At 71.8% G+C, this 24111-nt stretch carries 21 protein-coding genes; 6 read left to right on the top strand and 15 right to left on the bottom strand.

Features of this window, described 5'->3' with window-relative positions:
* Positions 1–216 precede the first annotated feature (216 nt).
* The gene (locus ACTFTM_RS12315; RefSeq protein ID WP_449565916.1) at positions 217–693 is read right to left on the bottom strand and encodes a winged helix-turn-helix transcriptional regulator; all 477 of its coding nucleotides are present in this window, start codon (positions 691–693) and stop codon (positions 217–219) included.
* Between the two features lie 55 nt (positions 694–748).
* On the opposite strand from ACTFTM_RS12315, the gene ACTFTM_RS12310 reads away from it, so the two are divergent.
* Positions 749–1255 (top strand): PaaI family thioesterase, encoded by a 507-nt coding sequence (locus ACTFTM_RS12310; RefSeq protein WP_449565915.1) that lies wholly within the window; start codon positions 749–751, stop codon positions 1253–1255.
* Positions 1256–1355: 100 nt separating this feature from the next.
* Here the strand turns inward: ACTFTM_RS12310 and ACTFTM_RS12305 are convergent, their stop codons facing one another.
* The 3 genes from ACTFTM_RS12305 to ACTFTM_RS12295 form a co-directional block, all read right to left on the bottom strand.
* On the bottom strand, positions 1356–2297 hold the full coding sequence (locus ACTFTM_RS12305) for an acyl-ACP desaturase (protein ID WP_449565914.1): 942 nt from the start codon (positions 2295–2297) through the stop codon (positions 1356–1358).
* A gap of 71 nt (positions 2298–2368) precedes the next feature.
* Positions 2369–3697 (bottom strand): histidine--tRNA ligase, encoded by a 1329-nt coding sequence (hisS, locus tag ACTFTM_RS12300; RefSeq protein ID WP_449565913.1) that lies wholly within the window; start codon positions 3695–3697, stop codon positions 2369–2371.
* A 73-nt stretch (positions 3698–3770) separates the two neighbouring features.
* A complete protein-coding gene (locus ACTFTM_RS12295; protein ID WP_449565912.1) occupies positions 3771–4481 on the bottom strand; it encodes an MBL fold metallo-hydrolase in 711 nt (236 codons plus the stop codon).
* A gap of 266 nt (positions 4482–4747) precedes the next feature.
* On the opposite strand from ACTFTM_RS12295, the gene ACTFTM_RS12290 reads away from it, so the two are divergent.
* On the top strand, positions 4748–5620 hold the full coding sequence (locus tag ACTFTM_RS12290) for a peptidylprolyl isomerase (RefSeq protein ID WP_449565911.1): 873 nt from the start codon (positions 4748–4750) through the stop codon (positions 5618–5620).
* A gap of 59 nt (positions 5621–5679) precedes the next feature.
* Entirely contained in the window at positions 5680–6519 is an 840-nt protein-coding gene (locus ACTFTM_RS12285) for a peptidylprolyl isomerase (protein ID WP_449565910.1), read from the top strand.
* Positions 6520–6588: 69 nt separating this feature from the next.
* Here ACTFTM_RS12285 and ACTFTM_RS12280 read toward each other — a convergent pair whose 3' ends face one another.
* From ACTFTM_RS12280 to ruvC, 8 genes are all read right to left on the bottom strand, one after another.
* Positions 6589–9114, bottom strand: a complete 2526-nt coding sequence (locus ACTFTM_RS12280; protein ID WP_449565909.1) for a RelA/SpoT family protein — start codon at positions 9112–9114, stop codon at positions 6589–6591.
* Positions 9115–9370: 256 nt separating this feature from the next.
* On the bottom strand, positions 9371–9937 hold the full coding sequence (locus ACTFTM_RS12275) for an adenine phosphoribosyltransferase (RefSeq protein ID WP_449565908.1): 567 nt from the start codon (positions 9935–9937) through the stop codon (positions 9371–9373).
* A 248-nt stretch (positions 9938–10185) separates the two neighbouring features.
* Positions 10186–11376: a protein translocase subunit SecF gene (gene secF / locus ACTFTM_RS12270; RefSeq protein WP_449565907.1), complete on the bottom strand. Its 1191-nt coding sequence runs from the start codon at positions 11374–11376 to the stop codon at positions 10186–10188.
* Position 11377: 1 nt separating this feature from the next.
* A complete protein-coding gene (gene secD, locus ACTFTM_RS12265) occupies positions 11378–13291 on the bottom strand; it encodes a protein translocase subunit SecD (RefSeq protein ID WP_449565906.1) in 1914 nt (637 codons plus the stop codon).
* A gap of 280 nt (positions 13292–13571) precedes the next feature.
* Positions 13572–13910 carry a preprotein translocase subunit YajC gene (yajC, locus tag ACTFTM_RS12260; protein ID WP_354856026.1) on the bottom strand — a complete coding sequence of 113 codons (339 nt, stop codon included), beginning with the start codon at positions 13908–13910 and terminating at the stop codon, positions 13572–13574.
* 138 nt (positions 13911–14048) lie between these two features.
* Positions 14049–15116: a Holliday junction branch migration DNA helicase RuvB gene (gene ruvB / locus ACTFTM_RS12255; protein WP_449565905.1), complete on the bottom strand. Its 1068-nt coding sequence runs from the start codon at positions 15114–15116 to the stop codon at positions 14049–14051.
* Positions 15113–15715: a Holliday junction branch migration protein RuvA gene (gene ruvA / locus ACTFTM_RS12250; protein WP_355053641.1), complete on the bottom strand. Its 603-nt coding sequence runs from the start codon at positions 15713–15715 to the stop codon at positions 15113–15115. Before ruvA ends, ruvB begins: the two co-directional genes overlap by 4 nt.
* Positions 15712–16239, bottom strand: a complete 528-nt coding sequence (gene ruvC / locus ACTFTM_RS12245) for a crossover junction endodeoxyribonuclease RuvC (protein WP_210821188.1) — start codon at positions 16237–16239, stop codon at positions 15712–15714. Before ruvC ends, ruvA begins: the two co-directional genes overlap by 4 nt.
* A gap of 963 nt (positions 16240–17202) precedes the next feature.
* Between ruvC and ACTFTM_RS12240 the strand changes: the two genes are divergently transcribed.
* Both ACTFTM_RS12240 and ACTFTM_RS12235 read left to right on the top strand, forming a co-directional pair.
* Positions 17203–17985: a 3-hydroxybutyrate dehydrogenase gene (locus tag ACTFTM_RS12240; RefSeq protein ID WP_449565904.1), complete on the top strand. Its 783-nt coding sequence runs from the start codon at positions 17203–17205 to the stop codon at positions 17983–17985.
* A gap of 14 nt (positions 17986–17999) precedes the next feature.
* The gene (locus ACTFTM_RS12235) at positions 18000–19919 is read left to right on the top strand and encodes a helix-turn-helix domain-containing protein (RefSeq protein ID WP_449565903.1); all 1920 of its coding nucleotides are present in this window, start codon (positions 18000–18002) and stop codon (positions 19917–19919) included.
* A gap of 41 nt (positions 19920–19960) precedes the next feature.
* Here ACTFTM_RS12235 and ACTFTM_RS12230 read toward each other — a convergent pair whose 3' ends face one another.
* From ACTFTM_RS12230 to ACTFTM_RS12220, 3 genes are all read right to left on the bottom strand, one after another.
* Positions 19961–20569, bottom strand: a complete 609-nt coding sequence (locus ACTFTM_RS12230; RefSeq protein WP_449565902.1) for a TetR/AcrR family transcriptional regulator — start codon at positions 20567–20569, stop codon at positions 19961–19963.
* Between the two features lie 11 nt (positions 20570–20580).
* A complete protein-coding gene (locus tag ACTFTM_RS12225) occupies positions 20581–22149 on the bottom strand; it encodes an MFS transporter (protein ID WP_449565901.1) in 1569 nt (522 codons plus the stop codon).
* Positions 22150–22271: 122 nt separating this feature from the next.
* Positions 22272–22925 carry a transcriptional regulator gene (locus ACTFTM_RS12220; protein ID WP_449565900.1) on the bottom strand — a complete coding sequence of 218 codons (654 nt, stop codon included), beginning with the start codon at positions 22923–22925 and terminating at the stop codon, positions 22272–22274.
* A gap of 170 nt (positions 22926–23095) precedes the next feature.
* On the opposite strand from ACTFTM_RS12220, the gene ACTFTM_RS12215 reads away from it, so the two are divergent.
* Entirely contained in the window at positions 23096–23953 is an 858-nt protein-coding gene (locus ACTFTM_RS12215) for an SPFH domain-containing protein (protein WP_449565899.1), read from the top strand.
* Positions 23954–24111: the final 158 nt, after the last annotated feature.

Genomic DNA, 24111 nt, shown 5'->3' with positions numbered 1-24111 from the left:
ACACCACCGACACAGTCGCGGACATCTGCCGTCACACCCCGACGGCCGCCGGATCTCTTTCGGACAGCGTCGGGCAACGGAGGCGGTTGACGCCACAACGCACGGACGGGTGCGCGCCGGACCACCACGAGCGCTGGGCACCACAGGCGCCGGCAGTTACGAGCGCCGGCCACCACGAGCGGCGGACGCCCGTGGGCGGACGGGCGGAAGGCGGCGTCAGGGGATGCGGCGGCGCGCGCCGGGCCCCGGGCGGGGCAGCACGTCACGCGGGTCCCGCACGGCGTGCCCGTCGGCGCAGCGCAGCTCGGCGCGCACCTCGGCGCCGCAGTCACGGTGCTCCACGCGCAACGGCGCGCCCTCGGCGTCGGCCAGGTACCTGTCGCCCCAGCCGAGCACGGCGACCAGCACCGGCCAGAGGGCGAGGCCCATCTCCGTCAGCCGGTACTCGTGGCGCAGCCGACTGCCGGGCTCCCGGTACGGCTCACGACGCAGGACACCCCTGGAGACCAGCAGGGCCAGCCGGTTGGTGAGAACCTGCCTCGGGATGCCGGTGCGGACCCGCATGTCGTCGAAACGTCGTACGCCGCTGAACACCTCGCGCAGCACCACCATGGTCCACCGCTCGCCGAGGATCTCCATGGCGCGCGCGATGGTGCAGTTCTCCACCGACCAGTCCAGTGCCGCGGGCGTCATCCGACCAGGCTAGGTCTCGTTGACAGACTCAGCAACATCCTGCCACGCTGCGTCCATGACACAGACTCAGGAGCCGGCGCGCAGCCGTACCTTCACCTGGTCGGACCCGGCCGCCAACGCCGCGCAGGTCGGTCAGCGCAGCGGCCTCGACATGCTCCGCGCGATGATCGCGGGGGAACTGGCCGCGCCCCCGGTGATGCACCTGCTCGACATGGCCCGCATGGAGGCCGACGAGGGTCGTGTCGTCGTCGAGCTGACCCCGCAGGAGTTCCACTACAACCCGCTGGGCACCGTGCACGGCGGCGTTCTCTCGACACTGCTGGACACCGCCGCCGCGTGCGCCGTACACACCACGCTGCCCGCCGGGGTCGGCTACACCTCGCTGGACCTGAACGTGAAGTTCCTCCGGCCGGTCACCGTCGCGAGCGGCACGCTGAGCTGCGTGGGCACGGTCCTGCAACGCGGACGCCGCACCGCCCTGGCCGAAGCCCGCCTCACGGACGCGGCAGGTCGCCTGGTAGCCCACGCCACCAGCACCTGCCTCCTCCTCCCCCTTCCCTAACCCCACCCGTCACCGCGTCGATCATGAAGTTATTGCCCGCCGGAGCGGCGTGTTGAAGCAATAACTTCATGATCAACGGGGCCGGCGGGTGGGGTGGGTTTTAGCGGAGGGCTAGGCGGGAGGCTCGGGCTTCGCGCTTCTCCTCGAAGCGGGAGGCCGCACGTTCCAGGTCGTCCAGCTGGATGGCGAGTTGTTCGCGGGCGGCCTCGCCGTCGGCGTTCAGGCCGGTCACGTTGAAGACGTCCCACTGGCGCAGGACCGGCTGCAACACCTCGTCGCGGTGCTGGCGCAGGTCGTAGATGCCGGCGAGGGCGATCGCCACCGACTTGCGGGCGAAGCCCTCGATGCCGTTGCCGGGCATCTGGAAGTCGGCGACCACGTCGGCGACGGCCCGCATGGCCTGGCTCGGGGCCAGCTCGAACGCGGCGGCGAGCAGGTTCCGGTAGAAGACCATGTGCAGGTTCTCGTCGGCGGCGACCCGAGCCAGCAGCGCCTCGCAGACCGGGTCACCGGTGGCCTTGCCGGTGTTGCGGTGCGAGATCCGGGTGGCCAGCTCCTGGAACGAGACGTACGCCAGCGAGTGCAGCACCTCGTCGCCGTGGGCGTTGGCGTAGCCCTCCGACATGTGCGTCATCCGGGCCCGCTCCAACGCCACCGGGTCGACGGCCCGGCTCACGGTCAGGTAGTCGCGAATCGCGACACCGTGCCGGCCCTCCTCGGCGGTCCACCGGTGCACCCAGGTGCCCCAGGCGCCGTCACGGCCGAACAGGGTGGCGATCTCGTGGTGGTACGAGGGCAGGTTGTCCTCGGTCAGCAGGTTCACGATCAGCGCGGTGCGCGCCACATCCGGAATCGTCGAGTCGGTGGGCGACCACGCCTCACCACCGAGCGGCCCGTCGAACGTACGACCCTCGCTCCATGGCACGTACTCGTGCGGGAACCACTCCTTCGCCAGCGAGAGATGGCGGTCCAGGTTGCGCGCGACTACCGGCTCCAACTCGATGAGCAGGGCGGTCTGGCTGAGTGTGGTGCTCACGGTCACGAAGAACTCCCTACGGTGGCGTAACTTACGCTACCGTAGGTCCCCGCGACCGTTCGCGCCAGTGGAAGCCCTCAGTTCACCGCCGGCCGGAGGTCGCCCGCAGGCGGCGTCCATGCCTGCGCGTCGGCCATGACCTGCTCGCCGGACCGGATGTCCTTCACCTCGTCCGCCGCGCCGTCGGCCCCCGGGAACCAGACGTACGGGATGCCCCGCCGCTCGGCGTAACGGATCTGCTTGCCGAACTTGGCCGCGCTCGGCGACACCTCGGTGGCGATCCCCCGCCGACGCAGCGCCGCCGCGATCCCGTCGCTCACCGCGCGGTGCTCCTCGTCGGCGAGCGCCACCAGGACACAGGTGGGCACCGAACGGGAGACGGACAGCTCCCCCGCGCCGAAGAGCAGCCCCAGCAGCCGGGTCACCCCGATCGAGATGCCCACCCCCGGGTACGAGGTGGCGCCCGCGGTGGCCAGGTTGTCGTACCGGCCGCCGGAGCAGATCGACCCGAACCGCTCGTAGCCGCGCAGCTGGGTCTCGTAGACCGTGCCCGTGTAGTAGTCCAGGCCACGCGCGATGCGCAGGTCGGCCACGCAGAGGCCGGGCGAGTGGTCGGCGGCGGTCTGGACCACCCGGACCAGCTCGTCGACGCCCTCGTCCAACAGTGGGTCGGTGACCCCGAGCGCGCGTACCGCGTCGGCGAACGAGGCGTCCGGCGCGGAGATCTCGGCCAACGCGAGGCACGCCTTGGCCTGCGCCTCGCTCGCCCCGGCGGTCTCGGCGAGCAGCTCGGCGACCTTCGCCGGGCCGATCTTGTCGAGCTTGTCGACGGTCCGCAGCGCCGCCTCCGGGTCGGTCACCCCGATGCCCCGGAAGAAGCCCTCCCAGATCTTGCGGTTGTTGACCTGGATGGTCACCGGCGGGATGGGCAGGGCGCGCAGCGCGTCCCCGATGACCAGCGGCATCTCCGCCTCGTGGTGCGGGGCCAGGGTGTCCCGGTCGACGATGTCGATGTCGGCCTGGACGAACTCCCGGTAGCGGCCCTCCTGCGGTCGCTCCCCCCGCCACACCTTCTGGATCTGGTAGCGGCGGAACGGGAAGGCGAGCTTGCCGGCGTTCTCCAGCACGTACCGGGCGAACGGCACGGTCAGGTCGAAGTGCAGGCCGAGCTGGTCGTCACCGCCGGCGCTCTCGGCGTCGGCGTGCAGCCGCCGGATCACGTAGACCTCCTTGGAGGTCTCCCCCTTGCGCAGGAGCTGGTCCAGCGGCTCCACGGCGCGGGTCTCCAGCGGGGCGAACCCGTACAGCTCGAAGGTGCCGCGGATCTTGTCGAGCACGAACTGCTCGATCATCCGCTGGCCGGGGGTCCACTCCGGGAACCCGGAGATGGGCGTGGGCTTGCTCATCGCGTACTCCTTGCGGTTCCGCGCCCGCGGCGCGGTGGTGTCGTGGGTCCGCGCGCGGCGCGGACGGGGAGAGCTAGAGGCCCCGGGTGGGCGCGGCCGGCGACGTGCCGGCAACCTCGACGAGGTACGGGTTGCTGGCGCGCTCGCGGCCGATGGTGGTGCTCGGGCCGTGGCCGGGCAGCACGACGGTGTCGTCGGCCAGCGGAAGGATCTTGTCGCGCAGGCTGGTGAGCATGGCCGGCATGCTGCCGCCCGGCAGGTCGGTACGGCCGATCGAGCCGGCGAACAGGACGTCGCCGGAGAGGCAGATCTCGTCCGCCTCCCAGCTCGACCCGGCGCCGGGCAGCCGGAACAGCACCGACCCGCCGGTATGGCCCGGGGCGTGGTCGACGGCGATCTCCAGGCCGGCGAGCGTGAGGGTGGCGCCGTCGGTCAGCTCGGCCACGTCCTCCGGCTCGCTGTAGCTCAGCCGGCCGCCGAAGAGCGACGTCAGGTCGGCCGAGAGGCCCTTGGCCGGGTCGGCGAGCATCTCCCGGTCGCCGGGGTGCACGTACGCGGTGATCCCGCGAGCGTCGCAGACCGGCGCCACCGAGAACGTGTGGTCCAGGTGGCCGTGGGTGAGCAGCACCGCGGCCGGATGCAGGCGGTGCTCGGCGAGCAGCGCGTCGAGCTGGTCGAGCACCCCGATGCCGGGGTCCACCACCACGCACTGCTCCCCCGGCGCGGTGGCGACCACGTAGCAGTTGGTGCCGAAGGCGTCCGCGGGAAAGCCGACCACGAGCACGGTCGCTGTCCTCTCCGTCGAGCTGTCGTCCTGCCCAGCAGCCTATCGGGCGGGCCGAGCGAGTTTGCCGCGTCGGTCCCACGCGCCCCGGGCGGCACAGTGACAACCCCCGATAAGCGCTGCTCGGAACGGGGTGGACCTCGTACACCACATTCCCAGTCACTAGCCGTACACTCTGGCGGGCGTGTGGCGCGGCACACGCGACGCCCGGACGGGCCGGGAGAGCCGGCCGCCGGTGACGATCAGGCGAAGAAAGGGGAGCACCTGTGGCTTCCAGCAGGGACCGGCAGCGCAAACTGGCGCGGGCCAAGCTCGACCGGCAGATGGCACGCCGGGCGGCCGCCACACGGCGTCGTCGGCAGATCCAGGCCGGTGTCGGCGCCTTCCTGGTCCTCGCGGTGATCGTGGCCGGCTCGGCGTGGGCGCTCGGGGCGTTCGACTCCGACCCGAAGCAGAACACGGCGGCCGAGGACACCTGCCTCTGGACGCCGCAGGACGCCACGGCGAACACCAACCTCAAGGACGTCGGTACGCCGGAGACCAAGGGCCTGCCCACCGAGGGCACCCGACCGATGACCGTCACCACCAACCAGGGCGCGCCGATCACCGCCGAGCTGAACCTGACCAGCTCGCCGTGCGCCGCCGCGAGCATCGCCCACCTGGCGAGTCGGTCGTTCTACGACAACACCAAGTGCCACGAGATCACCGCCGACGGCGCGCTGCGCTGCGGTGACCCCAGCGGCACCGGCCTGGGCGGCCCCACCTACTCGTTCTACGACGAGGACGTGCCGACCGCCCCGTCGCCCTCGGCCAGCCCCGCGCCCGGCACGCCGCCGACGTACCCCAAGGGCACCGTCGCGATGATCTCCAACCCGCCGGGCACCAACGGCAGCCAGTTCCTGATCTTCTTCAAGGACTTCACCACCGCCGACCCGAAGTACCCGGTGATCGGCAAGGTCACCGGCGGGCTGGACGTGGTGGAGAAGATCGGCGCCCAGCCGACCGTGGACAATGGGACCGGGGCGAAGGTCAAGCCCAAGACCGACGTGGTGATCCAGAGCCTCACGGTCGGCGAGCCGGTCACCGGCGCGGCACCGCCGCCGTCCGGCGCCCCGGCCAGCAGCCCGAGCGCCGGCTGACCGGTCGCCCCACCCACCTTAAGCGGCACCCCGCAGCAGACAGCCAGGAGGATCCAGGCGTGACGTCCACCAGAGAGCGGCAGCGCGCGGCGGCACGCGCCCGACTCGAGAAGGAGATGGCCGAGCGCTCGGCCAAGGCCCGCAAGCGCCGCCAGACGCAGGCGATCGTCGGCGCCGCCGCCGCGCTGGTGCTCGTGGTCGCCGGCACCGTCTGGCTGGCCACGACCCTCGGCGGCGACGACGACAAGGACAAGAACGCCGCGTCGGCGCCCGGGGCGTCCGAGTGCGTCTACAACGCCATTCCGGCCGACCAGCGGTCCCCGCAGACCAAGGACGTCGGGGTGCCGAGCAACCAGCAGTCCGCCAACGGTGTGCAGACCATGACGATCGACACCAACCTGGGCCCGATCACGGCCAACGTCGACCGGTCGAAGGTGCCGTGCACCGCGGGCGCGTTCAGCCTCCTCGCCGAGAAGAAGTTCTTCGACAACACCAAGTGCCACCGCCTGGTGACCGAGGGCATCAAGGTGCTCCAGTGCGGTGACCCGAGCGCCACCGGCAAGGGCTGGCGGGACACCGACGGCACGGGTGGCCCGAGCTTCCGGCTGCCCGAGGAGAACCTGCCCACCGACAAGCGCCCGCCGTACCCGGAGGGTGTCATCGCGATGGCCAACTCCGGTCAGCCCGGCAGCACCGGCAGCCAGTTCTTCATCGTGTACGGCGACTCGCCGCTCGACCCGGCGTACACCGTGCTGGGCACCGTCACCGGCGGCATGGACATCGTCAAGGACGTGGCCAAGGCCGGCGACGACGGGGCGTTCGCCCAGCAGGCCGGCGGCGGCCACCCGAAGAAGGAGGTCGTCATCAAGACCCTCACGATGAGCCCGCCCCAGGGCTGACGCCCGCAAGGACGACGAAGCGCCCGCCGGCTGAGCCGGCGGGCGCTCTCGTTTCCGGGGTACGACGCGTCAGGCGCCGGAGGTGACCCGGTACGCGTCGAACACGCCGTCGACCTTGCGGACGGTGGCCAGCAGGTGGCCCAGGTGCTTCGGGTCGGCCATCTCGAAGCTGAACCGGCTCACGGCCACCCGGTCGCGGGTGGTGGTGACGGTCGCGGACAGGATGTTGACCCGCTCGTCGGAGAGCACCCGGGTGACGTCGGCGAGCAGCTTGTGCCGGTCCAACGCCTCGACCTGGATCGCCACCAGGAACGTGGACGCGGACGTCAGCTTCCAGCTCACCTCGACCACGCGCTCGGCCTGCGCCCGCAGGTCCTCCGCGTTGGCGCAGTCGTCCCGGTGCACGCTCACCCCGCCGGAGCGGGTGACGAAGCCGAACACCGAGTCCGGTGGGACCGGGGTGCAGCAGCGCGCCAGCTTGATCCAGACGTCGCTGACGCCCCGGACCACGACACCCGGGTCGGCGCTGCTCTGCCTGCTGCGCGGCGGCCGGGTGGCGACGGCGGTCTCGGCGATGTCCTCCGCCGCGCCCTCCTCGCCGCCGTACGCGGCCATCAGCTTCTGCACCACCGACTGCGCGGAGACCTGGCTGTCGCCGACCGCCGCGTAGAGCGAGGCGACGTCGGCGAGGTGCAGGTCCCGGGCGATCGACATCAGCGCGTCCGAGGTGAGCATCCGCTGCAACGGCATGCCCTGCTTGCGCATCGCCTTGACGATCGCGTCCTTGCCGGCCTCGATCGCCTCCTCGCGCCGCTCCTTGTTGAAGTACTGGCGGATCTTGGTGCGGGCGCGCGGGCTCTTGACGAAACCCAGCCAGTCCTGCGTGGGGCCGGCCGTCTCGGACTTCGACGTGAAGATCTCGATCACGTCGCCGTTGGACAGCGTCGACTCCAGCGGCACCAGCTTGCCGTTGACCCGCGCGCCGATGCACTTGTGCCCGACCTCGGTGTGCACCGCGTACGCGAAGTCCACCGGCGTCGACCCGGTCGGCAGCGGGATGACGTCACCCTTGGGGGTGAAGACGTACACCTCCTGGCTGGACAGGTCGAAGCGCAGCGCGTCCAGGAACTCGCTCGGGTCGGCCGCCTCACGCTGCCAGTCCAGCAGTTGCCGCAGCCAGGTCATCTCGTCGATGTGCGCCGGCGGGCCGACAACCTGGGTGCCCTTGTGCTCCTTGTACTTCCAGTGCGCGGCGATGCCGAACTCGGCGGTGCGGTGCATCGCGTACGTGCGGATCTGCATCTCCACCGGCTTGCCGGTGGGCCCGATGACCGTCGTGTGCAACGACTGGTACATGTTGAACTTGGGCATCGCGATGTAGTCCTTGAACCGCCCCGGCACCGGCTGCCAGTTGGCGTGGATGACCCCCAGCGCCGCGTAGCAGTCCCGCACCGTGTCGACCAGGATCCGCACACCCACCAGGTCGTAGATGTCGTTGAAGTCGCGGCCCCGCACGATCATCTTCTGGTAGATCGAGTAGAGGTGCTTCGGCCGGCCGGTCGTCTCCGCCTTGATCTTGGCGGCCTTCAGGTCGGTGCCGACCTTCTGGGTGACCTGCCGCAGCAGCGACTCACGCTGCGGCTGGTGCTCACCGATGAGCCGGTTGATCTCCTCGAACCGCTTCGGGAACAGGGTGCCGAAGGCCAGGTCCTCGAGCTCCCACTTGATCGTGTTCATACCGAGGCGGTGAGCCAACGGCGCGAGGATCTCCAGGGTCTCCTTGGCCTTCTGCTCGCGCTTGGGCGCCGGCAGGAAGGAGAGCGTACGCATGTTGTGCAGCCGGTCGGCCAGCTTGATCACCAGCACCCGCGGGTCCTTGGCCATCGCCACGACCATCTTGCGGATCGTCTCGGCCTTGGCCGCGTCGCCCAGCTTGACCTTGTCCAGCTTGGTGACGCCGTCGACCAGCAGGGCGACCTCGCCGCCGAAGTCGGCGCGCATCGCGTCGAGGGTGTACTCGGTGTCCTCGATCGTGTCGTGCAGCAGCGCGGCGACCAGCGTGGTGGTGTCCATCCCCAGGTTGCCCAGGATGGTCGCGACGGCGAGGGGGTGCGTGATGTAGGGGTCGCCGGACTTGCGGTACTGCCCGGAGTGCCACCGCGCGGCCGTGTCGAAGGCACGCTGGAGCAGCCGCGCGTCGGCCTTCGGATGGTTCTCCCGGTGGCTGGCGATGAGCGGCTCCAGCACCTCGCTGACCTGCGAGGTCTGCCAGGGCGCGTTGAAGCGGGCCAGGCGGGCGCGCACCCGCCGGCCGGTGGGGGCGCTGGAGAGCCCGAAGCCACCACTCGGCGACGGGTCGACACCGGCGTCGGTGGGGAACGGAACCACGACCCCGTCCGCGCCGGGCGACGCCTCGACGGCGCTCGCCGTGACACCGGTCGGAGCCGTCACACCGTCGGCAGGAGCCCTGCCGGAGCCGTTGTCGGTGCCCGTCACCCGGGCCGGCGCGTCGCCGTTCCGGTCGGTCACCGAGCCGTCAGCGTCGCCTGTGGGGTGCACCGTGCCCTCCGCCGGAGGGACGACATCGTGGGACACCGGCCTCCTCACCGCTCGCCGGAAACACGCCGGCCGTGTGTCGGCCGGCCTGGTCTCGCGTCGCCGGAGGGAGTACCGCCGGCGTCAGCAATGGGCAATGCTACCCGCACGGACGGTCCCCTGCCGCTCCGCCGGACGGTCGACGCCCGGGCGGCCGGCTCGAGGCGGGCCGCGGTCCGGCCCGCCGCCGCGCCCGGCCATCCCGGAACGCGCGCACGCCCCGACGCAGGACGTCACGACCCCGGCGAAAAAGGAATCAAACGGTCAGCAGGGCATGGACCGGACGAGGCGCCAGTCGCTCCCGCGCGCCCAGAAAACCAAGCTCCAACAGTACGGTGAAGCCCGTCACCGTACCGCCGGCACGCTCGACCAGGTCCAACGTCGCCTCGGCCGTACCCCCGGTGGCCAACACGTCGTCGACGACGAGCACCCGGTGGCCGGCGGTGAAGGCGTCCTCGTGCACCTCGAGGGTGGCCTCGCCGTACTCGAGGGCGTACGAGACCGAGTGCGCCGGGCGGGGCAGCTTGCCGGCCTTGCGCACCGGCACGACACCCACCCCGGCCGCGTACGCGACGGCCGCCGCGACGACGAACCCCCGCGCCTCGATGCCGACCACGACGTCGAACGCGTCCCGCCCGTGGTACGCGACGATCCCGTCGACGACCTCACGGAACGCCTTCCCGTCGGCGAACAGCGGCATCAGGTCCTTGAACAGGACACCGGGCTTGGGGAAGTCCGGCACGTCCAGCACCCGGCTGGCAACCAGTCGGGCGGCCTCCGGGCCGCTGTCCCCGCGCGGGGCGATGCTGTGGGTCTCCGTCACGGCTGTTGCGTTCCCTTCCAACGACGACGGCGTCCGGCGTGCTGCTCGCACAGCATGCCGGACGCCGTCCGGGCGTTTCCTCCCGGGTCAGCCCCGGGGCTGGTCAGCGACGCTTGGCTCTCAGCCTCGGGCCCGGTGGACGCCGGGCCGGTCAGCGACCCTTGGCGCTCAGCCTCGGGCCCGGTGAGCGCCGGGCCGGTCAGCGACGCTTGGCGCTCAGCCTCGAGCCCAGTGAGCGCCGGGGCCGGTCAGCGACGCTTGGCGCCACCGGGCCGGTTACCGCCACCGCCGGGCCGACCGCCCCGCGCGCCGGTCGGCCGCTTGCCCGCCGGTCGCGAACCCACCTTGGGGGCCGCGCCGGCAAGCGCCGCGGAGTCCGGGTCGATCACGTCGGCCGCGTCGCCGTCGACCGGGGTCGGGGCGACCTTGCCGGTGGTCTCACCACGGCCCGACGCGCCCCTGCGGGCCTGCACCCGCTTGTTGTGCGCCTGGATGCGCGGGTCGTAGTTCTTCAGCAGCGCCAGCAGCGGCGTCGCCACCAGGATGGAGGTCAGGAACGCCACCGCCATACCGACGAACAGCACCAGGCCGAGGTCCTTCAGGGTGCCAGCGCCGAGCAGGCCGGCGCCGATGAAGAGCAGACCACCGACGGGCAGCAGCGCCACCACGGAGGTGTTCAGCGACCGCATGAGGCTCTGGTTGACGGCCAGGTTGGCCGCCTCGCCGTACGTCATGTTGTTGTTGGCGGTGATGCCCCGCGTGTTCTCCTGCACCTTGTCGAAGACCACCACCACGTCGTAGAGCGCGAAGCCCAGGATCGTGAGGAAGCCGATGATCGTCGACGGGGTGACCTCGAAGCCGACAAGCGAGTAGATGCCGGCGGTCAGGATCAGGTTCATGAACAGCGACGAGACGGCGGCGACCGCCATCCGCCACTCGAAGCGCAGGATCAGGTAGACCATCACCAGCGCGATGAAGATGACCAGGCCGAGCACCGCGCGCTCGGTCACCTGGCTGCCCCACGCCTCGCTGACCTGGTTGCTGCTGATCTCGTTGGCGTTGATGTTGAGGTCTTCGGCGATCTGGGCCTTGACCGCGTTGGCCTGCTCGACGGTGAGCTGCGGCGTCCGCAGCTCGTACGAGTCGCCGCCCGGGCCGCCGACCTTCTGGGTGGTGGCCACCTCGACGCCGGTGTTCTCGGTCGCGAGGGCCGAGTTGACCTCGCGCTCGGCGTCGTCCAGGGTGCCGACACTGGCCGGCACCTGGAACGAGTTACCGCCGGCGAACTCGATGCCGAGGCTGAAACCGCGGAGCGCGAAACTGAGGATCGCGACCAGGATCAGGACACCGGCGACGCCGAACCACAGCTTGCGGCGACCGACGATGTTGAGACCGGCCTCGCCGTTGTAGAGGCGGCTCGCCAAACCGTTTTGAGCCATCTCAGGCCTCCTTGGCGCGCGGGTTGCGGGGCTGAGTCTGCTGGCTGCGGGCCGGAAGCGCCCGGCCCAGGCCGCTGACCCGCGGGGACAGGAACGCCCGGGTCCGGGCGAACATCGTCATGATCGGGTGCCGGAAGAGGAAGACCACGACCAGGTCCAGCACCGTGGCCAGACCGAGCGCGAACGCGAAGCCCTTGACCGTGCCGACCGAGACCACGTAGAGCACCACCGCGGAGAGCAACGTGATCGCGTTGGCCGAGATGATGGTTCGACGGGCCCGGATCCAGGCGCGGGGCACCGCGCTGCGAGGGCTACGGCCCTCCCTGATCTCGTCCTTGAGTCGTTCGAAGTAGATGACGAACGAGTCCGCCGCCACACCGAGCGAGACGATCATGCCGGCGATGCCGGCGAGGGTGAGCGTGAACCCGATCTGCCGGCCGAGCACCACCAGCGCGCCGAAGACCAGCAGCGCGGAGAGGATGAGGCTCAGGAAGATGACCGAGCCGAGCAGCCGGTAGTAGAAGAACGCGTAGATGATGACCAGCAGCATGCCGATGCCGGCCGCGAGCAGACCGGCCCGCAGGTGGCTGGCGCCCAGGGTGGCGGTGACGTTCTGCGCCTCCTGCTGCTCGAAGGTCACCGGCAGCGCGCCGTACCGGAGCTGGCCGGCGAGGGTGCTGGCGTCCTTCTGGGTGAACTGACCGGTGATCTGCGAGTTGCCGGTCAGCACGCCCTGGATCTCCGGCGAGGACACGATCTCGTTGTCCAGCACCACGGCGACCCGGCACTTGCCGTCCTGGCCCAGCGCGGTGGCGTCACAGGCCTGACCCTCGTTGCCGAACGCCTCGCGGGTGAGCGCCGTCCACTTGCCCTGGCCGTCGCCGGTGAAGTCGAGGCTGACCACCCAGGCGTTGGTCTGGTCGAGCACCGCGTCGGCGTCGTCCACGTCGGTGCCCAGCACCTTCGCCTGGTCGAGCAGGTACTTCGACGCGCCGTCCTCGCAGGAGACAACCTGCTGCTTCGGGTCGGAGATCGACGCCGGCGGGCGCTTGTCGAGCTGCGCGCAACCGATCGTCGGCACGTTGAACTGCATCTGCGCCGGCAGCACGGCCACCTCTTGCGGGCTCAGCGTGCTGAACGGCTTGAGCTTGTCGCCGAGCGACGGGTCGGCGCTCAGGTCGGCGGGGGCCTGGAGCCCGCTCGCGGCCTGCCAGGCGGCGGCCCCGACCTTCTGCTCGACGGCCTTGCGCTGCTCCTCGATGCTCGCCGGCACCGGCTCTGCGCTGGCGCTCGCCGACGGCGCGGCACTCGCCGAGGCCGACGGGGTCGGCGTGGCGCTGGCGGTCGGCGCGGGCGCCATCCCGCCCTGCCCACCGCTGGCCGACGGGCTCACCTTCGCTTCGCCGCTCGCCGACGGGGTCACCTTCGGCGCGGCGCTGCCCGAGGGGGCGCCGGACGGCGTCGCGGTGCCCGGGGCCGGAGTGGCGGCCGGCGGCGCGGCGGCCGTCCCGCTGCCGTCAGCGGCCTTGAGCACCTTACGGAAGCGCAGCTCGGCGGCGCTGCCCACGTCGGTGAGGTCCCGGTTCTCGCCGGGCAGGGAGATGACGATGTTCCGGTTGCCCTCGGTGACCACCTCGGCCTCGGCCACGCCGAACGCGTTGACCCGGCTCTCGATGATCTGGCGGGCCTCCTCGAGGTTCTCCGCCGTCGGGGGCTTGCCGTCGACGGAGTTGGTCGCCTCCAGCGTGACCCGGGTGCCGCCGATCAGGTCCAGGCCGAGCCGTGGCTCCAGCCGGTCCTTGAAGCTGCCGCTGGCACCGCCCGCGAAGAACACCAGAAGGTAGAGGACGACGAAGATGAGCCCGAGCACGGCGAGTTGCCGGCCGGGGCGCATCTGTCCCTGAGGTGGTGCCACGGTTGTCCTGTCTCCCTGTACGGTCGCGCCGCTGCGCGCGGCGGCGGCGAGTGTCGGGCCGGGGGTCCCGGCCAACGGTTTGACCTGTGCCGACGGGGTGCCGACACAGTGGCCGGACACGCCGGCACGGGGACGCCGACGGCCACGGGAACGTGCCGACGCCCGGCGTCGACCCAACTATCCAGTTTTCACGTCACGTCCGCTGCCCCGTCGGGCGCGGCGTCCCGGGGAGCCGGCCGGCCGGTCGTACCGCCGGAACCGTCGATCCCCTGCGGGACGGTCACTCCTTGACGGTGTCCGCGTCTTCGGTGACCGGCTCGCTCGGCAGCTCCGCGCGGGTCACCACGCGGGCGATGGCCGGCCGGGCGTAGCGGGTCTGGACGCCCGGGGCGATCTCGAGCAGGACGGCGTCGTCCTCGACGCCGGTGACCGTGCCGTAGAGCCCGCCGATGGTGACGACCTCGTCGCCCGGGCCGAGCGCGGACTGCATGGCCTCGGCATCGCGGCGACGCTTCTGCTGGGGACGGATCATCATGAAGTACATGACGCCGAAGAGCAGGACGATCATCAGGATCGGCGTGAAGCCACCGGCTCCACCACCCGCTGCAAGGTATTGCACGGTTACTGCCTTCCCATTGGCCTCCTGGCGGCACGGGGAGTGCCGGAGCGGAGGCGGATTCTCACATCCTGTACAGACCGCGGCGAAGTCTAATCCCTGCACCTGAGAACACCGAATGCGGCACAGATCACGTTCACATTACGGCTGATCGGTATCCACGGAGAACAGATCGGGTGCTGGCGGGACATCCGCCCCAAATGTACCATTCGGTGGAGTACGCCCCAGATGCAGCCAGGCGGCCTCGGTGGCCACCCGCCCCCGGGGCGTACGCGCCAGCAGGCCGGCACGCACCAGGAACGGCTCACAGACCTCCTCGACCGTGTCCGGCTGCTCCCCCACCGCGACGGCGAGGGTGGACAGCCCGACCGGACCACCCCGGAACGAGTCCACCAGGGCGGTCAGCACCGCGCGGTCCAGCCGGTCCAGGCCCAGCGCGTCGACGTCGTACACCGTCAAAGCCTTGCGGGCGGTGCCGAGGGTGACCACACCGTCGGCGCGGACCTCCGCGTAGTCGCGGACCCGGCGCAACAGCCGGTTGGCGATCCGGGGCGTGCCCCGGGAGCGGCCGGCGATCTCGGCCGCGCCGTCCGCGGTGATCGGCACCCCGAGGATGCGCGCCGACCGGTGCAGCAGCGTCTCCAGGTCCGCCGGGGCGTAGAAGTCGAGGTGCGCGACGAAGCCGAACCGGTCCCGCATGGGCCCGGTCAGCAGACCCGAGCGGGTGGTCGCGCCGACCAGGGTGAACGGCTCGACGTCCAGCGGGATCGCGGTCGCACCCGGCCCCTTGCCGACCACCACGTCGACCCGGAAGTCCTCCATCGCGCTGTAGAGCAGTTCCTCGGCCGGCCGGGCGATCCGGTGGATCTCGTCGATGAAGAGGACGTCGCCCTCGGCGAGGCTGGTCAGGATCGCCGCCAGGTCACCCGAGCGTTCGATCGCCGGGCCGCTGGTCACCCGGATGCCCGCGCCCAGCTCGGCGGCGACGATGTTGGCGAGGCTCGTCTTGCCCAGCCCGGGTGGCCCGGAGAGCAGGATGTGGTCCGGCGGCGACCCCCGCCGCATCGCGCCCTGCAACAGCAGGTCGAGCTGGTCGCGCACCCGGTCCTGGGCGATGAACTCCGCCAGCCGTCGGGGCCGTACGGTCGCCTCCGCGTCCCGCTCGGCATCGGTGACGTACGCCGAGACGAGCCCGTCGGTCTCGCTCATCGGGTCCGGCCCAGCAGCCGGATGGCCTGCTTGAGCAGGACCGGCACGGGCGGAGTGGGCCCGTCGATGGTCTCCGCCACCGCGGCCACCGCCTGGTCCGCCTGCCCGGCCGTCCAGCCCAGACCGACAAGCGCCTGCCGGACCTGGTCGGGCCACGCGCCACCGGTCACGCCACCGGCGCCGTCGGCGCCGATCGACACCGGCCCGATACGGTCGCGCAGCTCCAACACCAGGCGCTCGGCGCCCTTCTTGCCGATCCCGGGCACCCGGGTCAACGCGGCGGTGTCGGCGTTGGCGATGGCCTTGCGCACCGCGTCCGGCGTGTGCACGGCCAGCACGGCCTGGGCCAGCCGCGGGCCGACGCCGCTGGCGGTCTGCAACAACTCGAACAGCGCCCTGGCGTCATCGTCGGCGAACCCGTACAGCGTCAGCGAGTCCTCCCGGACCACCAGGCTGGTCGCCAGCCGCGCCGGTTGCCCCACCCGCAGCTCGGCGAGCGTCCCGGGAGCGCAGTGCACGGCAAGGCCGACGCCGCCGACCTCGATCACGGCCAGATCCGGACCCGTCGCGGTCACCGTGCCGCGCACGCTGGCGATCATCGTGCTCCTCCTCGTCGTGCCCGGTCGGCCGCGGCGGCCAGCTTGGAGCGGGTGCCCCCGCGCCACACGTGGCAGATGGCCAGGGCGAGCGCGTCGGCGGCGTCCGCCGGTTTCGGCGGCTCGGCCAACCGCAACAGCCGGGTCACCATGGCGGTCATCTGCGCCTTGTCAGCCTGACCGGAACCGGTCACCGCCGCCTTCACCTCGCTCGGCGTGTACGTCTGCACCGGCAACCCGGCCCGCGCCCCGGCCAGCACCGCGATGCCGCTGGCCTGGGCGGTGCCCATCACCGTACGGACGTTGTGCTGACTGAACACCCGCTCGACGGCGACACTCTCCGGCTCGTGTTTGGCCACCAACTCGGTCAGCGACCGGTCCAGGTGCAACAGCCGCAACGCGAGGTCGTCGGCCGGATCGGTGTAAACCACGTAGTAGGCGACCAGCGTGCACGGCCGGCCGGGCACGCCCTCGACGACGCCCACCCCACAGCGCGTCAACCCCGGGTCGACCCCCAGCACCCGCACGCGGCCCCCTCCCCCAGTACGTGTGTTCGACACCCTAACCCCCGCCCTTCCCACCACCCCCACGGGACACGCCTTACACCGCACACCCCAGGCCCCCAGGCCCCCAGGCCCCCACGCGCCACGCGCCACGCCCCACGCCCCACGCCCCACGCCCCACGCCCCACGCCCCACGCCCCACGCCCCACGCCCCACGCCCCACGCCCCACGCCCCACGCCCCACGCCCCACGCCCCACGCCCCACGCCCCACGCCCCACGCCCCGGCGATCTTGCACTTTCGGACGGCGAAATGTGCGGCTCGAGATAGTAAGTCCCCACAGAAAGTGCAAGATCGACGCAACCCGGTGGGGGCTCTGCTCAAGATCCTCACAACTTCGGGGATGTTGCTGCCTCCAGCGGGCGGCAAGCAGCACCATCGGTGAAGTTGTGACGATCTTGGACGCGAGACGCCAGACGCGAGACGCCAGACGCGAGACGCGAGACGCCAGACGGCAGAGGCGAGACGCGAGACGCCGACCCGGGCGATGGGCGGAGGCGGGACGCGAGGTGGGCGGGAAGGCGCTGCGGGACGGGGCCGGAGACGCGGTGGGGCGGGACGCGGGCGCTGGACGCCTCGCGCAACTCAAGATCACGCTCGATCCTGGATGTTGTGGCCTCCCCGATGGGCGAGACCACTACATCCAGGAAGTAGCACGATCTTGCAGGCTTATGGGGGGAGGGGCAGCGACGCCACGTGAGCAGCAAGCAGCCGAGTGACGAAGTGGCGCGGGATGGCCGGCGGCTGCCGGCGGGCACGGCAGCCAGAGCGGGCACGGCAGCCAGAGCGGACACGGCAGCCAGAGCGGACACGGCAGCCAGAGCGGGCAGCGTGGGCAGGATGGGCGGCGTGGGCACACAGCTTTGGCCGGGAGTATGTGGCTCCGGCCCATGTGCCGGGGGAGACACAGCTCGTAACTTCATGCGCCATGACGGCAGAACCCGTGGCGGTCCCCCACGTCGTACAGGTCGACCTCGCCGGTCGGACCGCCCTGGTCACGGGCGGCGGCAGCGGCATCGGGCGGGCGTGCGCCCTGCGCCTCGGCGCGGCCGGCGCGAAGGTGCTCGTGGTGGACCGCAACCTGGAGGCGGCCAAGGCCGTGGCCGCCCAGGCCGGCGGACGCGCCGAGGGCGTGGACCTGGCCGACTCGGCGGCCGTGGACTCGCTCGACGTGGATGTCGACATCGTGGTCAACAACGCGGGTCTCCAGCATGTGGCGCCGGTGCAGGACTTCCCCGTCGAGCGTTTCGAGTACATCCAGCGGGTGATGGTGGAGGCGCCGTTCCTGCTGATCCGCCGGGCGCTGCCGCACATGTACGCCCGGGGATGGGGTCGGATCGTCAACATCTCGTCGGTGCACGGCCTGCGCGCCTCGCCGTACAAGGCGGCGTACGTCTCGGCGAAGCACGCCCTTGAGGGGCTCTCGAAGGTGGTGGCGCTGGAGGGCGCCGCGCACGGGGTGACAGCCAACTGCATCAACCCCGCGTACGTGCGGACCGCCCTGGTGGAGAGCCAGATCGCCGACCAGGCGGCCAGTCACGGCATCGAGGAGACCGAGGTCGTCGAGAAGATCATGCTGGCGCGGGCGGCCGTCAAACGGCTGATCGAACCGGAGGAGGTGGCCGAGTTGCTGGCGTACCTCTGCTCGCCGCCGGCGGCCTTCATCACGGGCGCGTCGATCGCGCTCGACGGGGGCTGGACGGCCAACTAGTGGGTCCGCGCACAATGTCGACCATGTCGTCGCCGGTGGAGTTCCTCGAACTGCTCGCCCGCGAGGCCGCCGCGGTGGAGTTCGAGGGCCCGCTGGTGGCCGCGCGCGCCGCGGGTGTGCCGCCGGAGCGCCTGGCCGAGTTGGAGCAGGCCAAGACGGTGGCGTTGCGGGTCCGCGCGCTGCTGGAGCGCCGTCGTCGCCGGGAGACCGAGCTGTCCGGCCTGTACGACACGGTCAGCGACCTGGCCGGGCTGCGTGACCTCGACGACGTGCTGCGCGCGATCGTGCACCGGGCGCGCAACCTGCTCGGCGCCGACGTGGCGTACATGACGCTCAACGACGACGAGCGTGGCGACACGTACATGCGGGTGACCGACGGGTCGGTCTCGGCCCGCTTCCAGCGGTTGCGGCTGCCGATGGGGGCCGGCCTCGGTGGTCTGGTGGCCCAGTCCGGCGCGCCGTACGTCACCGCGAACTACGGCGAGGACGCGCGCTTCCACCACACCGGTGAGATCGACGCCGGCGTGGGCGAGGAGGGTCTGGTGGCGATCCTCGGGGTGCCGCTGCGGCTCGGCTCCACCTCGATCGGCGTGCTCTACGCCGCCAACCGCTCGGCCCGGCCGTTCGCCCGGGAGGAGGTGGCGTTGCTGGTCTCCCTGGCGGCGCACGCCGCGGTGGCGATCGACACGGCCCGGCTGCTGGCCGAGACCCGTTCCGCGCTGGCCGAGTTGTCGGCGGCGAACACCACCATCCGGGCGCACAGCAGCTCGGTGGAGCGGGCGGCGGCGGCGCACGACCGGATGACGGCGCTGGTGCTGCGCGGCGGTGGCGTCGAGGACGTGGCGGCGGCGGTGACCGACGTGCTGGGCGGGGCACTGCTGGCGTTGGACGCCGAGGGTCGCCTGCTCGCCCGGGTCGGCGAGATCGACGAGCCGGAGCGGTCGGACATCGTCGAGGCGGTGGCCGCGTCCCGGACCGAGGGGCGCAGCGTCCGTCGAGGTCCACTGTGGTACGCGGCGGTGGTCGCCGGCGCGGAGAACCTGGGCGCCCTGGTGCTGCGTCCCAACGACGAGTTGGTCGACGCGGACCAGCGCATTCTGGAGCGGGCGGCGCTGGTGACAGCCCTGCTGCTGCTGTTCCGCCGGACGGTGGCCGAGGCGGAGGGTCGTGTCCGGGGCGAGTTGCTGGACGACCTGATCGCCCGGCCGCTGCGCGACACGGACGCGCTGCGCAGCCGGGCCCGTCGCCTCGGGGTGGACCTGGACGCGCCGCACGTGCTGGTGGCGGTGGGCGACGACGCGATAGCGGCGACCGGCTCGGCGCGGCAGCGGGTGCTCTCCTGGGCCACCACGTACGCATCGGCCCGGGGCGGCCTGGCGGCGGCGCGCGACGGTCGGGTGGTTCTGATGCTGCCGGGCCAGGACGCCGGCGGCAGCGCACGCGCGGTGGCGCGGGACCTGTCGCGGGTGACCGGCCGGCCGGTGACCGCCGGGGCGAGCGGTCCGTCGACCGGGCCGTCGGCGTTGGCGGGGACGTTCCACGAGGCGGACCGCTGCCTCACCGCCCTCGGCGCGCTGGGCCGTGCCGGTCAGGGGGCGAGCACCGCCGAGCTGGGCTTCGTCGGGCTGCTGCTGGGCACGGTGGGCGACCGGGGCGACAAGGACGTGGCGGGGTTCCTGACCGCCACGGTCGGTCCGGTCGTCGACTACGACGCCCGGCGCGGGACGGCGCTGGTGAAGACGCTGGAGGCGTACTTCGGGGTGGGTGGCAGCCTGGCCCGGGCCGCCGAGCAACTGCACGTGCACGTCAACACGGTGACGCAGCGGCTGGAGCGGGTCGGGCAGTTGCTCGGCGCGGACTGGCAGCGCCCCGAGCGGGCGCTGGAGGTGCAGTTGGCGCTGCGCCTGCACCGGCTGCGCGCCCCGGCGGGCTGACCCGACGATCGGTCGGCTCGGTCCACCGGGGCACGGTCGGCTCAGCGGGCGCGGATGCCCTCCAGAACGGCGTCGACGACCTGCGCGGGCAGCTCGCGGTCATCCAGCTCCGGATTCCACTGGAGTACGCGTTGGATCAGCATCGGCCCGGTGAGCAGCGCCATGGTGACCTCGACGTCGATGTCGGGCCGAAGCAGCCCCTCGTCGATGCCGCGCCGCAGCACCTCGCGCATGAGCTGCCGCCGGGGCTCGATGATGTTCTGGTAGAGCTGGAACTGGTCCGGACTGCGGTTCACCGCCGGCACCAGGCACGGCATGATCTTCGCCGCCCGGGCGTCGACGTTCTGCCCGACCGCGCCGACCAGCACGAGCAGGTCGTCGCGGACGGAGTGGCCGGCCGGCTGCGGCATGATGCCCTTGAGCCGGCGCAGCGCGTCGATCAGCAGCGCGTCCTTGCCGGCCCAGCGGCGGTAGATGGTGGCCTTGCCGACGCCGGCGCGGGTGGCGATCGCCTCGATCGAGAGCGCTTCGATGGTGCTGCCCTCGGCGAGCAGGTCGAGGGTGGCCTCGACGATCGCCTCGTCGGCGCGGAGGCTCCGCGGTCGCCCGGGCGACCGCGGGGCATCGGCGGTGGAGGTCATGTCGGACATTGTCCTCGAACCTAAGCCGTCCCGGCCAACTCGGGCTCGGTGGCGGGCGCCGCCGACGCCGGCGGCAGGGCGTCGCGGCCCGGCATCCACCGCAGCACCACCACCATGCCGAGCGCCGCGACGATCGCGGACAGCGCCGCCGCCCAGTGCATGGCGGTGACGAAGGCGTCGTTGGCGGCCGAGATCAGCGTCGGGGCCGCCGGGCCGAGTCGCCCGGCCGCGGCGTACGCACCGGAGATGGACTCGTTGGCCGCGTCCTGGGCCTGCGCGGGCAGGCCGGTCAGCGCGTCGCCCACATCGCTGCGGTAGACCGCGCTGAGCACCGAACCGAGGACCGCCACGCCGAGCGCGCCGGCCACCTGGCGGACGGTGTTGCTGACCGCGGAGCCCACGCCGGCCTTCTCGCGGGGCAGTGCCGACATGATGGACTCGGTGGCCGGCGGCATGATGTTGGCCATCCCGACGCCCTGGATGAAGAACACGACGAGCACGATCCAGATCGGGGTGGACGCGCCGATGAAGGCGAACGCGGCGAGCGCCACCACGGTCAGTCCCAGCCCGACGGCGGCGACCGCCCGGCCGCCGTAGCGGCGGACCATCGCTGCGCTGCGCGGCGCGAAGATCAGCTGGGCGCCGGCGAAGGGCAGGAAGAGCAGGCCGGTCTGCAGCGGGCTGTAGTCGCGGACCAGCTGCAGGTAGAACGAGCTGAAGAACATCACGCCCATCGCGGCGAAGAACACCAGGCCGACGATGGCCACCGGCGCCGCGAAGCGCGGCACCTTGAACAGCCGGACGTCGAGCGACGGGTGGTCGGAGCGGAGTTCGTGCCGCACGAACCAGGCCAGCACGGCCAGGCCCACCACGATCGAGCCCCAGGCGACCGGACGGTCGAAGCCGTGCTCGCCACCGTCGATGATGCCGTACGAGAGGGCGACCAGGCCGACCACGGAGAGCAGGACGCCGAGCAGGTCGACGCGGCCGGGGCGGGGGTCACGCGACTCGGGGACGAGCAGCGCCACCAGGATCACGCCGGCGGCGACCACCGGGACGTTGATCAGGAAGACCGAACCCCACCAGAAGTGCTCCAGCAGCGTGCCGCCGAGGATCGGGCCGATCGCCACGGCGAGGCCGACCGCGCCGGCCCAGACGCCGATGGCCCGGCCGCGCTCGCGCGGGTCGAAGACGTTCGAGATGATCGAGAGCGTCACCGGCATGATGGCCGCGCCGCCGACCCCCATCAGGGCGCGGGCCGCGATGAGCTGCGCGGGGCTGTCCGCGTACGCGGAGAGCAGCGACGCCAGGCCGAACAGCGCCAGCCCGATCATGAGGAAGCGCTTGCGGCCGGCGCGGTCGCCGAGCACCCCGAAGGTGAACAGCAGGCCGGCGAAGACCAGCGTGTAGGAGTTGATGGCCCATTCCAGCTCGCCCTGGCTGGCGCCGAGGCCGTGCACCGGGTCGGCCAGGGTGCGTAGGGCGACGTTGAGGATCGTGTTGTCGAGGACGACGACGAGGAGGCTGATCACCAGCACCCCCAGGATCGCCCACCTCCTCGGGTGTCCTGTGTTGTCGTGCAGCTCCATGCCCGGTTCTCCCCCCGGTTGCACCCGTTCCGCAATACGATACGGGCCAGACTCGTAACGGCGACCAGACTACGGGCCGCCATTAACGATACGGAACTGTTTCGTATCGCAAGTGGTGCGCGTCACGTCTCGCAGCGCCGCCACTCCCCCGGCTCCGGCGCGGCCAGACAGGTGGCCACGGCGGCCGGCAGCGCGCCCAGGTGGAGCGCGGGCGCGGCGAGCGGCTCGATCCACCCCGGTCCGGCGCCGTAGACCCGCAGGCGGGGAAATTCGCGGGCGAAACGCACCAGACGGTACGCGCGGCCGGTGACCGGCGTCTGCGACCAGACCACGACGGTGTACGGACGCGCGCGGTACACGGCGCTGGTCAGCGCGGACCACGGCAGCGCGGGCCCCAGGTGCAGGCAGCCCTGCCCCCGCTCCCGCAGGGCCGCGGCGAGGGCGTGCAGGCCGAGCGAGTGCGTCTCCTGCTCGGCGCCGGCCAGCAACACCCCGCCGGTGGGCAGGGACCGCCCGGGTTCCCGGCGGTACACGTCCAGCCCCACACGTACGCCCTCGGACAGGGCGTGTTCCACGGCGATCTCGGCGGCGTCGCGCCCCGAGAGGCCGGCCAGCAGCGGCTGGCAGACCTGCTCCCAGAGCGCCGGGACGCCCCACTCGGCCGCCAGCTCCAGCATCAGCGCGGCGACACGGTTACCGTCCAGGTCCTCGGCTGCCAGCGAGACCCGCTTGAGCGCGGTCTGGACGGCGTCGGCCGGCATCGGATCGGTCAGCACAGACGTACCCCCGGGTAGGTGTTCTCTACCCAGGGTTCGCCGCGACCGGGCGCGGCGGATGCGCCCGGCGCGAATTTACCGGCGAGGATCCGCAGCCGGCCCACGCTGACCGACTTGACCGGACCTCCTAGGTTGAAGATCCACACAGCTCAGCGGAAGGCTCCCACCCCATGCCCGTCGGCTTCACCATGGCGATCGTCCTCGCCGTCGCCCTGGTCGTCAGCGCCGTCGCCGCGCTCGTCGCCCCCGCCCGCTCGCTGAAGCGGGTTGCCGCCCTCGCCGCGGTCGGGTTCCTCACCCTCAGCGCGGTGGTCGGCCTCGCCTCCAGCGCCCACTCGGTGCCGATCCGCTCGGTCGGCATCGTCACCAGCTTCGGCAAGCCCACCGGCGAGGTGACCGGCTCGGGCCTGAAGTGGGTGGCCCCCTGGCAGAAGGTCGGCGAGTGGGACGCGGGCCGGCAGAAGTACGACCACATCGGCGGAAACAACTGCGTCCGCGTCCGCACCGGCACGCTCGCCGACGCCTGCGTCGAGGTGCTCGTCGAGTGGCAGGTCAAACCGGAGAACGCCCCCAAGCAGTTCATGGACTACAAGGGGGACTTCGACAGCTTCCGGGGGCAGCGGGTCGGCGTGCAGCTCGACAGCGCCGTCAACGACGCGTTCGCCGCCTACAACCCGCTGGAGAAGATCGACGCGCGGACCGGCGACCTGAACGTCGACCTCAAGCCGTTCGCGGCGAACATCAAGACCAGCGCGGAGAGCCGCCTCGCCACGGACGTCGACATCCTGTCGGTGACCATCACCCGGGTCAACCACGACGACAAGACCGAGGGCAACATCAAGGCGTTCCAGGACAAGCTGGCGCAGACCCGCAACCTGGAGCAGGACCGCAAGAACGCCGAGATCTCGAAGCAGATCACCGAGACCAACGCGAAGGTCGACAAGGTGACCCGGTGCCTGGAGATCGCCGAGAAGAACGGCGCCAACCCGGGCCTGTGCATCAACCCCGGCATCGTCACCGGCAAGTGACCCCGTCGCCGGCCCACACCGAGGCGGGTGGGCCGGCGACCGCGTCTAGGGCGTGTGTCAAAGCCCCTGGCCGGCCTGCGGCGGGCCCAGCCGACGGCCGGCGGCGTTGGAGATGGGTCCGGATACAACACCGGTATCCGAACCCATCTCCGCCTTGC

Source organism: Micromonospora sp. RB23 (genome assembly GCF_053585025.1).
Note: the sequence above shows the minus strand (reverse complement) of the source record. Positions and strands in the feature narration are given on the sequence as shown.

Coding starts and splice junctions, on each gene's coding strand:
- ACTFTM_RS12315 (WP_449565916.1), bottom strand. CDS start 693: ATGACGCCCGCGGCACTGGACTGGTCGGTGGAGAACTGCACCATCGCG.
- ACTFTM_RS12310 (WP_449565915.1), top strand. CDS start 749: ATGACACAGACTCAGGAGCCGGCGCGCAGCCGTACCTTCACCTGGTCG.
- hisS (WP_449565913.1), bottom strand. CDS start 3,697: ATGAGCAAGCCCACGCCCATCTCCGGGTTCCCGGAGTGGACCCCCGGC.
- secF (WP_449565907.1), bottom strand. CDS start 11,376: ATGGCTCAAAACGGTTTGGCGAGCCGCCTCTACAACGGCGAGGCCGGT.
- ruvB (WP_449565905.1), bottom strand. CDS start 15,116: ATGAGCGAGACCGACGGGCTCGTCTCGGCGTACGTCACCGATGCCGAG.
- ruvA (WP_355053641.1), bottom strand. CDS start 15,715: ATGATCGCCAGCGTGCGCGGCACGGTGACCGCGACGGGTCCGGATCTG.
- ACTFTM_RS12240 (WP_449565904.1), top strand. CDS start 17,203: ATGACGGCAGAACCCGTGGCGGTCCCCCACGTCGTACAGGTCGACCTC.
- ACTFTM_RS12235 (WP_449565903.1), top strand. CDS start 18,000: ATGTCGACCATGTCGTCGCCGGTGGAGTTCCTCGAACTGCTCGCCCGC.
- ACTFTM_RS12230 (WP_449565902.1), bottom strand. CDS start 20,569: ATGTCCGACATGACCTCCACCGCCGATGCCCCGCGGTCGCCCGGGCGA.
- ACTFTM_RS12225 (WP_449565901.1), bottom strand. CDS start 22,149: ATGGAGCTGCACGACAACACAGGACACCCGAGGAGGTGGGCGATCCTG.
- ACTFTM_RS12215 (WP_449565899.1), top strand. CDS start 23,096: ATGCCCGTCGGCTTCACCATGGCGATCGTCCTCGCCGTCGCCCTGGTC.